The sequence below is a fragment of the Actinophytocola gossypii genome, assembly GCF_025165815.1.
GTDB classification, from domain to species: domain Bacteria; phylum Actinomycetota; class Actinomycetes; order Mycobacteriales; family Pseudonocardiaceae; genus Actinophytocola; species Actinophytocola gossypii.
This window is the reverse complement of sequence record NZ_JAFFZE010000014.1, coordinates 131308-145902: the sequence shown is the minus strand read 5'-3', so window position 1 is coordinate 145902 and position 14595 is coordinate 131308. Positions and strand designations below refer to the sequence as shown.

Here is a 14595-nt window from a genome sequence, read left to right as displayed (position 1 = left end):
TCCGGTTACCTACCGTTTCGGTAGGTGGTGTCGATCACCCTGTGGAGTTACCCCCGTGCGCGTGAGGATGGCTCTGGCCCGGCCGACCATGGCCGGGTCGACCATCTCGCCGTTCGGCAGGGTCGCGACGCCGCCGGTGCCGACCGCCGCCAGGACCTGGTCGGCCCAGCGGCGTTCGGCCTCGGTTGGCCGGAACACCTCCGCGATGACCGGCAGCTGCGTCGGGTGCACCGCGACCCGGCCGACCCAGCCCAGCCGCCGCCCGCGTTCGGTGTCGGCACGCAGGCCGGCCAGGTCGGCGATCGCGGGGTAGGCCGACAGCATCGGCGGCGGCAGGCCGGCCGCCCGCGCCGCGTAGAGCAGCCGGACCCGGGCGTGGTCGAGCACCGCGTCCGCGTCCGTGCCCAGCTCGCTGGCCAGGTCGGACTCGCCGAGCCCGAGCCGGGTGACGGCCGGGTGCCCGGCGATCCGCGCCGCCCGCTCCACCCCGAGCGCGCTCTCCACCAGTGCGGTGACCGGCACGCCGGGCAGCACCGCCGCCACCTCGTCGACCTCGCTCGGGGCCTCCACCTTCGGCAGCCGCACCTCGAAGCCGGCCAGCCCTCGCAACGCGGCGAGGTCGTCGCCGTCGCCCGCGTTCACCCGGACCTGCACCACGCACTCCGCGGCCCGGTCGACCAGCCACGCCACCACCGCGTCCCGCGCGAACGCCTTGCGCTCCGGCGCCACCGCGTCCTCCAGGTCCAGGATCACCAGGTCGGCGCCCGTGGCCACGGCCTTGTCGAAGCGGTCCGGTCGGTCACCCGGCACGTACAGCCCGGTGATCACACGATCCCGCTTTCCCGCAGCGCGGCCAGCTGCTCGGGCGTGACCCCGATCGAGGCCAGCACCTCGTCGGTGTCGGCGCCGTGCCGCCGTCCCGGCCAGCGGATCTCGCCGGGTGTCGCGGACATCCGGAACAGCACGTTCTGCATCCGGATCGGCCCCAGCTCCTCGTCGTCGACCGTGCGGACCGTGCCCAGGGCCTGGTACTGCGGGTCGGCGAGCACGCCGCGGACGTCGTAGACGCGGGAGACGGCCGCCTGCGCCCGTTCGAACTCGGCGACCACCCGCTCGGTCGGCCGGGCGGCGATCCACGCCGACACGGCCGCGTCCAGTTCGTCGGCGTGCTGGGCGCGCTGGTGCCCGGAGGCGAACCACGGTTCGTCGACCACGTCCGGGCGGCCAACCAGCCGCAGCACCCGCTCGGCGATCGACTGGGAGCTGGTCGACACCGCCACCCAGTCGCCGTCGGCGGTGCGGTAGACGTTGCGCGGCGCGTTGTTCACCGACCGGTTGCCGGTGCGCGGCTGCACCTGCCCGAGCTGGTCGTAGGCGGTGATCTGGCCGCCGAGCAGCATCAGGATCGGCTCGATGATCGCCATGTCGATCACCTGGCCGGTGCCGGCGCGCAGGCCGACCATGACCGCGTAGGCGGTGGCCAGCGCGGCGATGCCGTCGGCGAGCCCGAACGGCGGCAGCGTCGGCGGACCGTCCGGTTCGCCGGTGAGGGCGGCGAAACCGCTCATCGCCTCGGCCAGGCTGCCGAAGCCGGGGCGCGCCGAGTACGGCCCGAACTGGCCGAACGCGGTCACCCGCGCGATCACCAGCCGCGGGTTCGCCGCGTGCAGCTCGTCCGGTCCGAGGCCCCAGCGTTCGAGTGTGCCCGGCCGGAAGTTCTCGATCAGCACGTCCGCCTCGGCGGCCAGCGCCAGCAGCAGCTCCGCGCCGCGCGGCGTGCCGAGGTCGATGGTGACGGTGCGCTTGTTGCGGCCGAGGGTCTTCCACCACAGGTTGACCCCGTCCTTGGCCGGGCCGTGCCCGCGCGCGGCGTCCGGCTTGCGCGGGTGCTCGACCTTGATCACGTCGGCGCCGAAGTCACCGAGCAGCGTCGCGGCCAGCGGCCCGGCGAACAACGTCGACACGTCCAGCACCCGGATCCCGTGCAGCGGCGCGCTCATCGGACCTCCCAGGCCAGGCGGAAGCCGATGTTCGGCGAGCGGTCCAGGCCGAGACCGGGCAGCAGGAACTTCAGGCTGAACGACGGCTCGCGCGGGCCGCCGTCGACGTACCAGTCGGAGCCGGTGCTCTCGTGGTCGCTGCCGCCCTTGAGCATCACGAACCGGGTGACGCCGTCGGTGTGCTCGCTCTCGGTCCAGTTCCACACCAGGGGAGTGGCCCGCCGGAACTCCGGGGACCCCGCGGCCACCTGCCACTCGAACTCGGTCGGCAGGCGCGCGCCCGCCCACGCCGCGTACGCGCGCGCGTCGTCGAGCCCGACCATGGTCACCGGCCCGTCGTCTGATCCCGGCCGGAACCTGTTGCCGCACAACGGTTCGTAGCCGGTGGCGGCGAGGAACTCCGCGAACTGCGCACCGGTCACCTCGGTCACCGCGACGGCCACCTCGGCGAGGTCGACGGTCAGCCGTTCCTCGCGCGGATCGTGCAGGCGTGGCGGCAGCGGCTTCCACTCCTCGACGTACGGCGCCCCCTGGTAGCTCCCGGTCTCGCGGCGCCGGTAGGTCATCGTCAGCTCGCGCCGACCGCCGGCGACCCGCACCGCGGCCCCGGCCGACCCGGTCGCGCGGGACGGCTCCACCCGGGACGCCCAGCGCGCCGGGAAGCCCGTGCCGGTCCCGCCGTCGTCCCGCGCGGCGGCCGCCAGCAGTCCGGGCAGCCAGTCCGGCTCGGCGCCGTCGACCGCGAGCACGGCCGCGACCCCGCGGGCGGGCACCGTGATCCGGCCGTCGGTGCGCGCGCCGGCGGTGAGGTCGAACCAGGTACCGCCGGTCGCGGTCAGCGGCTCGCCGGTGAAGTCCGTGTCGCCTCGGTTCACCAGCGTCCAGAGCCGCAGCCCGTCCCCGTCGAACCGGGACGCGTACACCCCGGCGGCGAGCGCATCGGGGGAGGCGTCGACCAGCGGCTCCCACGCGCCGAAGGCGAACAGGTCCGTGCACGCCCGCTGCACCCGCAGCATCCGCCGCAGCGTCGCCCGGTCGCGTTCGTTCCAGCCGACCCAGACGCCGAACACCGTGTCCCACACCAACATCCCGGCGCCGTTCAGGAACGCCGACTGGAGCTCGTCGCTGTGGTCCCGGTTCCACCGCCTGGTCGAGTGCGTCATGTGCCGTTGCTCGTACCAGCGGGCCCGCATCACGCCGGGCACGGCGCTGTCGGCGAACCACTGGGCCCAGCTCAGCTGGTGGTCGGGGATCCGCTGGTTCGGCACCCGCGACTCGCCCTCCAACACCTGACCCGCGTCCAGCAGGGCCGACACGAGGCGGGCGTCGCCCTCCTTCATCGTGTCGAGGAACATCCCGTCGGCGCCGAGCTCGCCGGCCAGCAGCGCGAGCTCGGTGGCGTCGTCGTGCGCGGGCCGCCGGGTGCCGGTGTCCCACGGGTTGTAGTTCAGGAACACCCGGATCCCGCGTGCCTGGAACTCGCCGACGACCTCGCGCAGCCCGGGAACCTCGCGGTAGAAGTCGAACTGGTTGCGGTCGTCGATGCCGATGACCGGGTAGGCGTGCCACAGCACCACCCCGTCGAACCCGCCGTGGTCCTCGGTGCGCTCGAGGAACCCGGCCACGTCGAACCGCCCGAGCGTCCGGTCGAACAGCCGCTCGTCCCACAGCCACACCAGGGCGACGCTGTAGCAGGATCGCGTCCACGCCGTCTCCGGCCTGTCGTACAGCGAACCGTCGTAGTCCAGGCGGGTGCGGGCCTCGGTGCGCCAGCGGGCGAGCGCGGCCCGCCACGCCGGCCAGTCCGCCGGATCGTCCGGCGCGGCGAAGACCTTGGCGACGTCCCCGGCGGCCGGGTCGAGCGAACCGTCGAGGGGCAGCGTCGTCGGCAGGTCGATCGCGCGCGGCACCAACGGGTCGACGTTGTTGGTGTTCGCCTCGTCTGGGTCGGTCATGGCGTCACCTCACCAGTGCGACCGTGCGCGCGGACAGTTCGTCGAACCCGATGCCGTCGAAGCCGGGAATGCTGGTGGCGAGCCGGTTGCGCAGCGGATCCACCCACCGGGCGGGCAGCGCCGACGCACCGGTCGACGCACCCGCGATCGACCCCGCGGTGGCGCCGGTCGAGTCGGTGTCCCACCCGCCGGTCACCGCGGTCGTGATCGTCCGCGCGTAGTCGCCGTCGCCGCGCACGAGCGCGAACCCGAGAACGGCGGCGTTGTTCAGCACGTGCACCCAGTGCAGGTCGCCGTACCGGTCGTGGATGACGTCCAGCGCGTCCTCCACCGGCCGCGGCCCGGCACCCAGTTCCGCACCGAGCGTGACCGCCGCAGCGAACCGCGATCCCGGCGGCACCACCGACAGCCCGGCCTCGAGCACCCCCGCCACGCCGACCCCGGTGACCGCCACCGAGCACGCGGCGGCCGCGAACATCGCCCCGTACACGCCGTTCCGTCCGTGGCTGAGCCGTGCGTCCGTCCACGCGAGCCGGGCCGCGGTGACCGGGTCGCCCGGGTGCGTCCAGCCGTACACGTCGGTGCGGATCTGCGCGCCGATCCAGTCCCGGAACGGGTTCCGCACCGCGCCCGCCACCTCCGGCTCGTACCCGTCGAGCAGGTTCCGGTAGGCCACCCGCTCGGCGGTGAACACCCGCCCGCCCGGCAGGTTGTCCAACCAGGACTGCGCCACGTCGTCGGTGGTGAATCCGTCGCCGTGCCGCTCCAGCAGGTCCAGCGCGATGAGCGGGTAGTTCAGGTCGTCGTCCTCGGGCATCCCGTCGATGTTCTCGACGAGGCTGGTCGAACGGCTGCGGCGGTTCCACGCGTACCGGGCCGCCACGTCCTCGGGCAGCCCGACCTCGGTGAAGTACCCGGAGATCGGCCAGTTGCCGGTGCCGCGCGCGATCGCCCGGATGCCCTCGCGCGGGATCTTCTCCACCGGCTTGCCCAGCAGGCACCCCGCCGCGCGCCCGAGCCAGGCGCCGTGCACCCGGTCGTCCAGGTCCGCCGGCACACCGGTCGCGCCGACCGGCCGGGCCGACGCCAGGATCTCGTCGAGCCCGTCCGGCTCGACCCGGCGCAGTTCCGCCGGCGCCGCCCGCTCGTCCAACCGGGACAGCGTGGCCCGCCCCAGCGCGCGCAGCTCCTCGGACACGGGCCGTGGCGTCGCGCCGGACGCGGGCGCGTCCAGCGAGCCGCCCGCCGCGACCCACTCGCCGGCCAGGTCGTCCACGTCGATCCCGTCGAGCCGGGCGGCCCGGATGCCGTGCGGCACCAGGTCCTCCGGCTGGGTCCAGGTCAGTCGCAGCATCCTCAGGCGGCCTTCCCGAGCGAGTCGAACAGGGCGGCGCGGCGGTCGAACCGCTCCCGGTCCTTGGCCCAGATCTCCTTCGCGACCGCCGCCATCGTCGGGCCGGTGGCGGTGACGTCCATCCGGCTGGCCTCGCCGACGTCGGTGACCCACTCGTCCGGCACGACGCCGCGTCCGCCGAGGGCACCGGCGATCGACCCGCCCATGACCGCGATCGAGTCCGAGTCGCGGCCGTAGTTCACCGAGCCGAGCACGGTCTCCCGGTAGTCGCCGCCGGCCACCACGAGCATGCCGAGTGCCACCGGCAGCTCCTCGATCGACTTGGTGCGGCTCGGGATCCGCGCGTCCCGCGCCGGCTCCCGGTAGTTCGGCCCGACCGTGTCGAACGGCTCCACCGCCGCCCGCAGCCCGGCCAGCGACGACCGCCAGTCCGGAAGCGTCGACGCCGCCCCGACCACGGCGTCGATCGCGTCCCGGGTGCCGTCCTTCGCCAGCCGCAGCGCGACCTCGACGACCGAGGAGACCGACGCCTCCGGCCGCATCGCCTCCGCGACACAGGCCGCGTACACGCCGGCGGCCTCGCGCCCGTAGCTCGACTGGTGCGCGCCTGCGACGTCGATCGCCTCCGTGTACGCGCCGTCCGGCGAGCCGGCGTTCGCGATCCCGATCGGCGCCGCGTACATCGCCGCGCCGCAGTTGACGATGTTGCCAACGCCCGCCGAGCGCGGGTCGACGTGCCCGTAGTGCAGGCGCGCCACGAGCCACTTCTCCGCCAGGAACAGCCGGTGCAGCAGGATCGTCTCGGTCTCCAGCTCCGGGATCCAGCGGCGCTCGCCCATCAGCAGCGGCACCAGGTGCTCGGCGACCGCGTGCGCGTCCAGGTGGTCGCGGACGGTGTCGTAGACCCGCACGAGGGCGGTGGTCATCAGGGTGTCGTCGGTGACGTGCCCGTCGCCCTTGTGGTACGGCGCGATCGGGCGGGCGTGCCGCCAGTCCTCGTTGAACGGCGGCACGATGCCCTCGACGAACCCGTCGTACCGCTCGCGGATGGCCTCGGGCGTGTTGCCCTCCGCCGCGCCGCCGAGCGCGTCGGCCACCGCGGCTCCGGCCAGCGCGCCCGTCGCCTTGTCCTCGAGCAGGTCCATGTGTCGTTCTCCTTCGGGTCGTTCGGTCACTCGATCGAGTTCCAGCCGTCGGTCAGCTTCGTACGCAGGTCCCCCAGGCCGATCGAGTCGGCGAAGTACTGCTGCAGTGCCGGCGTCGCGTACTGGTCCTTCCACTGCGGGTACTTCGACGCCTGCTGGAACGGCGCGCCGGACAGGTTCTCGGCGCTGGCCAGCATCGGCTGCCACACCGGGGTGTCCTTCGTCTGCTCGGCCAACTCGTCGCGGGCGGGCGAGGACGCCGGGATCAGCCAGTCGCCCTGGGCCAGCTTCGCCTGGTTCTCCGGGCTCATGAAGTAGTCGATGAACTCGGCCGCCTGCTCCGGGGCCTCGCTGCGCGCGGAGACCGACATCGTCTGCGGGTTCGCCGCCTGCACCGGGCCCTCGGTGCCGGCCAGCGGCGGCAGCACCGTCCAGTTGAACCCCTCCGGAGCGGACTCGGTGATCTGCTGGGCCAGGTAGTTGCCGCCGACGTACATGGCGTACTTGCCGCTGAGGAAGCCGGGCAGCACGTCGCTGCCGGACTGGGTGAGCGACACCGGGTCCAGCGAGCGGTCCTCGTGGGCCATCGCGTGGATCCGCTCCGGCACGGCCAGCTCAGCGTCCCCGACGTGGATCGTGTCCGCCTCGTCGCCCTCGCCGATGTCGAAGTACGTGCCGCCGAACCCGAGCGCGGTGTTCATCACCGCCGCGGTGGGCTGCCGCAGTCCCCAGCCGACGCCGAACTTCCCGTCGCGGGTGAGCTGCTTGGCCGTGGCTTGCAGGTCGTCCCAGCTCAACTGGTCGCCGGACGGCACCTCGACGCCGGCGGCGGCGAACGCGTCGGTGTTGGCGAACACGACGTAGGTCTGGATCAGCGTCGGCGCGGCGACGACCTCGCCGTCCCGGGTGGTGACGGTGTCCCACACCTCGTCGCTGACCGCGTTCGTGGTGTCCTCGCTGAGGTACTGGCCGAGGTCGGCGAGGTAGCCCTGCTCGGCGAAGCCCATGATGTCGCTGGACTCGTTGTGGATGATGTCCGGTGCGGTGCCGCCCTGGAACTGCGTCACCAGCTGGTCGTGCACCCCGTCCCAGCTGCCCTGCGTCAGCTCGATCGTGATGTCGGGGTGCTCGGCGTTCCAGGTGTCGACGATCTCCTTCGTGGCGGCCACCGTCGAGTCCTGGTACGCCAGGCTCTGGAAGGTCAGCGTGACCGGGCCGTCCGCCGCCCCGCCCGAGTCGGCCTGTTCGGAGTTGAAGGCGCATCCGCCGACCAGCGCGACGACGGCGACGGCTCCGATGCCGAGCAACGCCTTTCGCTTCATGTGTGACTCCTTCTGTGTCGGTCGTTCGGCTCGGGGCTCAGCCCTTCACCGCACCGCTCATCAACCCGGAGGTGAGCCGGCGCTGGATGAGCAGGAAGAACGCGAGGCTCGGGATCGTCGCCAGCAGCGACGCCGCCGCGAGCTGTCCCATCTGGACCTGACCCTCGGCGCCGACGAACCGGGCGAGCGTCAGCGGCAGGGTCTGCAGGTCCGGGTCCTGGATGAGCACCAGGGCGAAGAAGAACTCGTTCCAGGAGGAGATGAACGTGAACAGGCTCGTCGCCACCAGCCCGGGTGCCAGCAGCGGCAGCACGATCGAGCGCAGCACCCGCAACCGCGACGCGCCGTCGATCGCGCCCGCCTCCTCCAGGTCGACCGGCACCGCGGCGACATAGCCTCGCAGCATCCACAGCGCGAACGGCAGCGACCAGACGGTGTAGGCGATCACCAGCCCGTGCGGGTCGTCGACAAGCCCGATCTGCTTGAGCACCAGGAACAGCGGGACGATGATCAGGATGAACGGGAACACCTGGCTGAGCAGGATCCAGATCGTCGCGGCCCCGCGCAGCCTCGTGCGGAACCGGGCCATCGCGTAGGCCGCCGGCAGCGAGACCAGCGTCACGATCACCGTCGTCAACGTCGCCACGTAGAGGCTGTTCCCGGCCGCCTGCACCAGGTTCGCCTTCTCGATCGCGTCGCCGAAGTTGTCCCAGCTCAGCCGGTCGGGCAGGAAAGAGTTGTCCGGCGACCGCAGCTCCTGGGCCGTCTTCATCGACGTGGACAGCAGGAACACCAGCGGGAAGCCGAGGAACACCATGTAGGCGGCCAGCGCCAGGTACTGCAGCGGCCGGGCGAACGGGCGGGTGCGCCGCACCGGCGCGACGGTCGGTGTCATGAGTCCCGGCTCCTTGCCTGGCCACGCAGGTAGAGGACGAGGAACGCGGCGATCACGACGACCATGACGTTGCCCAGCGCGGCCGCGTAGCCGAAGTTGCCGTAGCGGAACGCCTCGTTGTAGGCGAAGAGCATCGGCAGCATCGTCTGTCCGCCCGGGCCGCCCGCGGTGAGCACGTAGACCAGTGCGAACGAGTTGAAGTTCCAGATCAGGTCGAGCGAGGTGATCGCCACGATCACCGGGCGCAGTGCCGGCAGCGTCACGTGCCAGAACCGCTGCCAGGTGCCGGCGCCGTCGATGGCCGCGGCCTCGTGCAGTTCGCCCCGGACGTTCTGCAGGCCGGCGAGCAGCGTGATCGTGGTCTGCGGCATGCCGGCCCAGATGCCGACGACGATCACCGCGGGGAGCGCGGTGGAGAAGTCGCCGAGCCAGTTGATGTCCCCCGGGAGCCCGAGCGTGCGCATCAGCTCGTTGATCGGCCCGTAGCTCGGGTTCAGCATCAGCTTCCACATGATCGCGATGATCACCGGGGGCATCGCCCACGGCACCAGCGCGAGCGTGCGGGCGAGCCAGCGCAGCCGCAGGTTCAGGTTGAGCAGCAGCGCCAGCCCGAGCGAGGCGAGGAACTGCAGGATCGTGACGCTGAACGCCCAGATCAGCCCGATGCGGAAGGACTTCCAGAACAGGTCGTGGTCGAGCAGCCGGGTGTAGTTGTCGACGCCGTTGAAGTCGACCGGCTGGTTCAGCCCGGCCTGCGCGTCGGTGAACCCGAGCAGGATCCCCTGGACGAGCGGGTACACGCTGAACAGCACGACCGGGATGAGCGCCGGCAGCACCAGCAGCCAGGCGTCCCGCCCGCCGTTGCCGCCGAACCCGCCGACCCCGCGCGGCGGCCGCCGTGGCCGCACCGGACGGCTCGTCGCAGTGGTCACCTGGCGCTCCTCTCGGTGGAGGCGCGCACGGTGAGCTTCGGCTCGATGACGACCTGCTGGACCGGCGCGTCCGGCTCGTCGAGCCGGCGCAGCAGCAGCTCGGCGGCGGCCTTCGCGCGGGTGGTCGCGCCGAGGTCGACGCTGGTGATCGCGGGGTTCGCCAGCTCGGCGAGGTCGGTGTCGTCCATGCCGACGATCGCCACGTCGTCGGGGACGCGCAGGCCGCCCCGGCTGGCGACGTTCAGCGCGGCGATCGCGAGCAGGTCGTTGGCGCAGACGATCGCGTCCGGCGTGCACCGCTCGAGCAGCCGCGCGGCGGCGTCCAGGCCCGCGCGGTAGGTGAAGTCCCTGGCCTCGACCTCGGCGCCGGTGTCCCGGCGCAGCCCCCGCGCCGCGAGTGCCTTCAGATAGCCGCCCCGCCTGGCAGCTCCCGGCACCGTGTCGACCGGCCCGTTGACGAACGCGACCCGCTCGCGCCCCTGGTCCGCGACATGATCGACGGCGAGGGCCATGCCGGCGACCGAGTCCGCCCGGACGTTGTCCAGCTCGACGCCCGGCGGGAGCGACCCGATGATGACGATCGGGAACCGGCTGGCGCGCAGCTGGGTGCCGAGTTCCTCCGGCACCCGCAGCGGGCTGAGGATGAGGCCGTCGGCGAACCCGCGGTTGAGGCCGACCAGCAGGTCGATCTGGTCACGCGGGTCCGAGCCGGTGGAGGAGAGCACGAGCCGGTAGCCGGCCCTGGTCACCACCTCGGAGATCTCCCGCATCATGCTGACGTAGACGGGGTTCCCGACGTCCGCGACGGCGAGCGCGATCTGTTCGGTCCGGCCGACCTTCAGCGAGCGGGCGGTGGCGTCCGGCACGTACCCGAGCTCGGCGGCGGCGGCCCGCACCCGCTCGGTGACCGCTTCGGAGGCCGGCTGCCCGTTCAGCACCCGCGAGACGGACGCGATCGACACGCCGGCCCGCTCGGCGACGAGCGTGAGCGTCGACTTCTTGGCCTGCGCCACGGGGTCCCTCGCAACGGTGAAAGGCGACTCAGCTGGACTGTAAACGTTTACGAGAACGTTTACAGTCCGGGACTGTACGGCCGCGCGCACCGCCATCGCAACCCATCGGTGTGACACTGGGAACGTGACGGAAGAATCGGACACGCTGGAGCTGCCCGCGCGGGACCGCCGCGGCAAGCTCGCGTTGCTGGGGCCGATCTCGCTCGGCGTGGCCGTACTGAGTTGGCTGACCCCGTTCCTCGGCATCGCCGTCGCGGCGGTCGCGATCATCCTCGGCGTGGTGTCGATCGTGACCCGCCGGGAGTACCGCATCGACTGGACCGCCGTGGCCGGAATCTCCGTCGGCGGCGCCCAGCTGTTCTTCGAGGTGGTGCTGCTCGCGATCGGCGTCAGCGGCCTCTGACGCGGCGGCCGGTCGCCCGCGGCGGTGGCGAGCCGGCGACCGCGTAGGTGGTCGCGTAGGCGGCCGCCCCGACGTCGGCTGGCATGACGGTCCTGGTGGCGATCACGACCCCGACCGCGTGGCCCCGAACCGGTTGCGGCGAGGCCGACCCCGTGGTGGTGGGCCAGTTCGAGGAGGTGTTCACGCGCTTCGCCGCGCGGAAGGACCAGGACGCCTTCGTGTCCACGCTGCTCGCCGCCGGACCCGGCGCACCGTCGACCGGCTGGCCGCCGCCCGCCTGGTCGTGGTCACCGAGGGCCGCGTCGAACTCGCACCCGAGGCGGTGACCACGGCGCGGCCTCTGGCGGGCGTGGAGACGGGCCCTGCTGGGACGCCGCTGACCCGCGGAGGTCACCCGTTCTTTTCGCGCATGGCGCGGCGGATCTCCTCGAGTTTTTCCCGGCCCGCCTTCTCGCGGTCGGCGAACTGCTGCTCGACCGACCGGCCCGGCGCGGACTCGCCGGCCAGTTCGGTCGCGCCGGCGGCGGTCGCGGTGCGGTTCTCGATCTGGTCGCGCACGTAGTCGAACGTCGGCACTCCGCTGTCCGTGTAGTCACCCGCCGGCGCCGGCGTCGGCGCGGGGTCCTCCACCAGCTCGGCGTCGATCGGCTCCTGCTTCTCCTGATCCGGCACGATCTGCTCCTGAAGTCGGAAGGGTCTCACCGTCGACGGTACGGAATGGACTAGAGGCGCGCCTGCAACGCGTCCGCCGCGGCGAGCAGATCCGCCGCCCACCGCGCACCGGGCCGGCGCCCCATCCGGTCGATGGGGCCGGACACCGACACCGCGGCGACGACCGTTCCGGCGCCGTCGCGCACCGGCGCGGACACGCTTGCCACGCCTGGTTCGCGCTCGCCCACGCTCTGTGCCCAGCCGCGCCGTCGCACCTCCAACAGCGCGCGCTCGCCGTACACCGCGTCGTTCAGCAGGGTGCGCTGGGTCGCCGGATCGGTCCACGCCGCAAGGACTTTCGCGCCGGAGCCGGCGGTCATCGGCAGCCTCGCGCCGACCGGCACGGTGTCCCGCAGCCCGGACGGCGGTTCGGCGGTGGAGATGCACACCCGGTGCGCTCCGTCCCGCCGGTACAGCTGCACGCTCTCGCCCGTGCGGTCGCGCAGCCGGGGAAGCACCGAACCCGCCGCGTCCAGCAACGGGTCGACCGCGCCACCGGCGAGTTCGGCGAGCGCCGGACCGGGGCGCCAGCGGCCGTCGGTTCCCCGGCGCAGCAAGCGATGCACCTCAAGGCCCACCGCGAGCCGGTGCGCCGTCGCACGGGGAAGGCCGGTCCTGGTGCAGAGCTCGGCCAGACCGCACGGCTCCTTGGCCACGGCCTCGAGCACGGCCATTGCCTTGTCCAGAACACCGATGCCGCTATGCTGTCCCACGTCTCGATACTATGTTCCCGCTATATGGGAAGTCCAGCCTTCCGCTCAGTGGGAACGCTCATGTGGAAGTCGATGGTGAATCCAAGATGGCGAAAACTCTTGCCGAGAAGGTGTGGGACCAACACGTCGTGCGAGCGGGCAGCGGCGCCGAACCGGACCTGCTCTACATCGACCTCCACCTCATTCACGAGGTGACCAGCCCGCAGGCGTTCGACGGGCTCCGCCTGTCCGGACGGCGGGTGCGCCGGCCCGACCTGACGATCGCGACCGAGGACCACAACGTCCCGACGGAGAAGATCGAGCTCCCCATCGCCGACGCCGTCTCCCGCACCCAGGTGGAGACGCTGCGCAAGAACTGCGCCGAGTTCGGCGTCCGCCTGCACCCGATGGGTGACGTGGAGCAGGGCATCGTGCACGTGGTCGGCCCGCAGCTCGGGCTCACCCAGCCCGGCATGACCGTGGTGTGCGGCGACAGTCACACCTCCACCCACGGCGCGTTCGGCGCGCTCGCCTTCGGTATCGGCACCTCCGAGGTGGAGCACGTGCTCGCCACGCAGACATTGCCGCTGCGCCCCTTCAAGACCATGGCGATCACTGTGGACGGGGAGCTGCGCCCCGGCGTCACCGCGAAGGACGTCATCCTCGCCGTCATCGCGAAGATCGGCACCAACGGCGGACAGGGCCACGTGCTCGAGTACCGCGGCCGCGCCATCGAACAGCTCTCGATGGAGGCCAGGATGACCATCTGCAACATGTCCATCGAAGCGGGTGCGCGCGCCGGCATGATCGCCCCGGACGACACCACCTTCGCCTACCTCGAAGGCCGTCCGCACGCGCCGGCCGGCGCCGCGTGGGACGAGGCGGTCGCCGCGTGGCGGGCGCTGCGCACCGACGACGGGGCGGAGTTCGACGCCGAGGTGCGCATCGACGCGAGCACCCTCACCCCGTTCGTCACCTGGGGCACCAACCCGGGCCAGGGGCTGCCGCTGTCCGAGCGCGTGCCCGACCCCGAGCAGTTCGCCGACGAGAACGAGCGCCTTTCGGCCGAGAAGGCGCTCGGCTACATGGACCTCACCCCCGGCACCCCGCTGCGCGACGTCCACGTCGACACCGTCTTCCTCGGCTCGTGCACAAATGGTCGAATCGAGGACCTGCGCGCCGCCGCGGACGTGTTGCGCGGCCACCGGGTCGCCGACGGCGTGCGGATGCTCGTCGTGCCGGGATCGATGCGGGTGCGGGCGGTGGCCGAGTCCGAGGGCCTGGACAAGGTCTTCACCGACGCCGGCGCCGAATGGCGGGCCGCTGGCTGCTCCATGTGCCTGGGCATGAACCCGGACCAGCTCAAGCCGGGGGAGCGGAGCGCGTCCACATCGAACCGCAACTTCGAGGGCCGGCAGGGCAAGGGTGGCCGCACCCACCTGGTCTCGCCGCTGGTCGCGGCCGCCACGGCGGTGCGCGGCACCCTGTCCAGCCCGGAAGACCTGAACTGAGAGGGGTAACGACCATGGAACCGTTCACCACCCACACCGGCGTCGGCGTGCCGCTGCGCAGGTCCAACGTGGACACCGACCAGATCATCCCGGCCGTCTACCTCAAGCGGGTGACCCGCACCGGCTTCGAGGACGGGCTGTTCTCCGCCTGGCGCTCCGACGAGCACTTCGTGTTGAACCTGGAGCCCTACAGGACCGGTAGCGTCCTGGTCGCGGGGCCGGACTTCGGCACCGGGTCCTCCCGCGAGCACGCCGTGTGGGCGCTCGCCGACTACGGCTTCCGGGTCGTCGTCTCCTCCCGGTTCGCGGACATCTTCCGCGGCAACGCGGGCAAGCAGGGGCTCGTCGCGGCCGAGTGCGCGCAGTCCGACGTCGAGCTGTTGTGGAAGCTGCTGGAGGCGGAACCGGGCACCGAGGTGACCGTGGACCTGCGGGACAAGACCGTGCGGGCCAAGGACTTCACCGCCCAGTTCCACATCGACGACTACACCCGTTGGCGGCTGTTGGAAGGGCTCGACGACATCGCCTTGACGTTGCGCCACTCCGAGGAGATCGACACTTACGAGGGGGGTAGGCCGTCCTGGAAGCCCACCACCTCTACACTTCCGTCCAAGGTCGCCGATTAGCCGTCAGGCAACGGAATCGCCACCCCCATAGCGGGG

General features: G+C 72.2%; 15 protein-coding genes. 4 read left to right on the top strand and 11 right to left on the bottom strand.

Going from position 1 to position 14595, the window contains the following annotated elements:
• Positions 1 to 9: 9 nt before the first annotated feature.
• The 9 genes from JT362_RS17125 to JT362_RS17085 are packed head-to-tail and all read right to left on the bottom strand — an operon-like array spanning position 10 to position 10616.
• Positions 10 to 828, bottom strand: coding sequence for an HpcH/HpaI aldolase/citrate lyase family protein (locus tag JT362_RS17125; RefSeq protein ID WP_260192219.1), 819 nt, complete (start codon positions 826 to 828; stop codon positions 10 to 12).
• On the bottom strand, positions 825 to 2000 hold the full coding sequence (locus JT362_RS17120; RefSeq protein WP_260192218.1) for a CaiB/BaiF CoA transferase family protein: 1176 nt from the start codon (positions 1998 to 2000) through the stop codon (positions 825 to 827). The genes JT362_RS17125 and JT362_RS17120 overlap by 4 nt, the downstream gene beginning before the upstream one ends.
• Positions 1997 to 3955, bottom strand: coding sequence for an SUMF1/EgtB/PvdO family nonheme iron enzyme (locus JT362_RS17115; RefSeq protein ID WP_260192217.1), 1959 nt, complete (start codon positions 3953 to 3955; stop codon positions 1997 to 1999). Before JT362_RS17115 ends, JT362_RS17120 begins: the two co-directional genes overlap by 4 nt.
• Positions 3956 to 3959: 4 nt before the next feature.
• Complete coding sequence (locus JT362_RS17110; RefSeq protein WP_260192216.1) at positions 3960 to 5309, bottom strand: ADP-ribosylglycohydrolase family protein; 1350 nt, start codon at positions 5307 to 5309, stop codon at positions 3960 to 3962.
• 2 nt (positions 5310 to 5311) lie between these two features.
• Positions 5312 to 6454 carry an ADP-ribosylglycohydrolase family protein gene (locus JT362_RS17105; protein ID WP_260192215.1) on the bottom strand — a complete coding sequence of 381 codons (1143 nt, stop codon included), beginning with the start codon at positions 6452 to 6454 and terminating at the stop codon, positions 5312 to 5314.
• A 26-nt stretch (positions 6455 to 6480) separates the two neighbouring features.
• The gene (locus JT362_RS17100) at positions 6481 to 7776 is read right to left on the bottom strand and encodes an ABC transporter substrate-binding protein (RefSeq protein WP_260192214.1); all 1296 of its coding nucleotides are present in this window, start codon (positions 7774 to 7776) and stop codon (positions 6481 to 6483) included.
• Positions 7777 to 7813: 37 nt separating this feature from the next.
• A complete protein-coding gene (locus tag JT362_RS17095) occupies positions 7814 to 8671 on the bottom strand; it encodes a carbohydrate ABC transporter permease (RefSeq protein ID WP_260192213.1) in 858 nt (285 codons plus the stop codon).
• Positions 8668 to 9603: a carbohydrate ABC transporter permease gene (locus JT362_RS17090; protein ID WP_260192212.1), complete on the bottom strand. Its 936-nt coding sequence runs from the start codon at positions 9601 to 9603 to the stop codon at positions 8668 to 8670. The genes JT362_RS17095 and JT362_RS17090 overlap by 4 nt, the downstream gene beginning before the upstream one ends.
• Positions 9600 to 10616 (bottom strand): LacI family DNA-binding transcriptional regulator, encoded by a 1017-nt coding sequence (locus JT362_RS17085; RefSeq protein WP_260192211.1) that lies wholly within the window; start codon positions 10614 to 10616, stop codon positions 9600 to 9602. Before JT362_RS17085 ends, JT362_RS17090 begins: the two co-directional genes overlap by 4 nt.
• Positions 10617 to 10740: 124 nt before the next feature.
• On the opposite strand from JT362_RS17085, the gene JT362_RS17080 reads away from it, so the two are divergent.
• Positions 10741 to 11019 (top strand): hypothetical protein, encoded by a 279-nt coding sequence (locus tag JT362_RS17080; protein ID WP_260192210.1) that lies wholly within the window; start codon positions 10741 to 10743, stop codon positions 11017 to 11019.
• Between the two features lie 83 nt (positions 11020 to 11102).
• Positions 11103 to 11345, top strand: coding sequence for a hypothetical protein (locus JT362_RS17075; RefSeq protein ID WP_260192209.1), 243 nt, complete (start codon positions 11103 to 11105; stop codon positions 11343 to 11345).
• A 64-nt stretch (positions 11346 to 11409) separates the two neighbouring features.
• On the opposite strand, the gene JT362_RS17070 is transcribed toward JT362_RS17075, so the two are convergent.
• Positions 11410 to 11691 carry a hypothetical protein gene (locus JT362_RS17070; protein ID WP_260192208.1) on the bottom strand — a complete coding sequence of 94 codons (282 nt, stop codon included), beginning with the start codon at positions 11689 to 11691 and terminating at the stop codon, positions 11410 to 11412.
• A gap of 50 nt (positions 11692 to 11741) precedes the next feature.
• Positions 11742 to 12443, bottom strand: coding sequence for an IclR family transcriptional regulator (locus tag JT362_RS17065; RefSeq protein ID WP_260192207.1), 702 nt, complete (start codon positions 12441 to 12443; stop codon positions 11742 to 11744).
• An 86-nt stretch (positions 12444 to 12529) separates the two neighbouring features.
• Between JT362_RS17065 and leuC the strand changes: the two genes are divergently transcribed.
• Both leuC and leuD read left to right on the top strand, forming a co-directional pair.
• Positions 12530 to 13933 carry a 3-isopropylmalate dehydratase large subunit gene (leuC, locus tag JT362_RS17060; protein ID WP_260192206.1) on the top strand — a complete coding sequence of 468 codons (1404 nt, stop codon included), beginning with the start codon at positions 12530 to 12532 and terminating at the stop codon, positions 13931 to 13933.
• 14 nt (positions 13934 to 13947) lie between these two features.
• The gene (leuD, locus tag JT362_RS17055) at positions 13948 to 14559 is read left to right on the top strand and encodes a 3-isopropylmalate dehydratase small subunit (RefSeq protein ID WP_260192205.1); all 612 of its coding nucleotides are present in this window, start codon (positions 13948 to 13950) and stop codon (positions 14557 to 14559) included.
• Positions 14560 to 14595 lie beyond the last annotated feature (36 nt).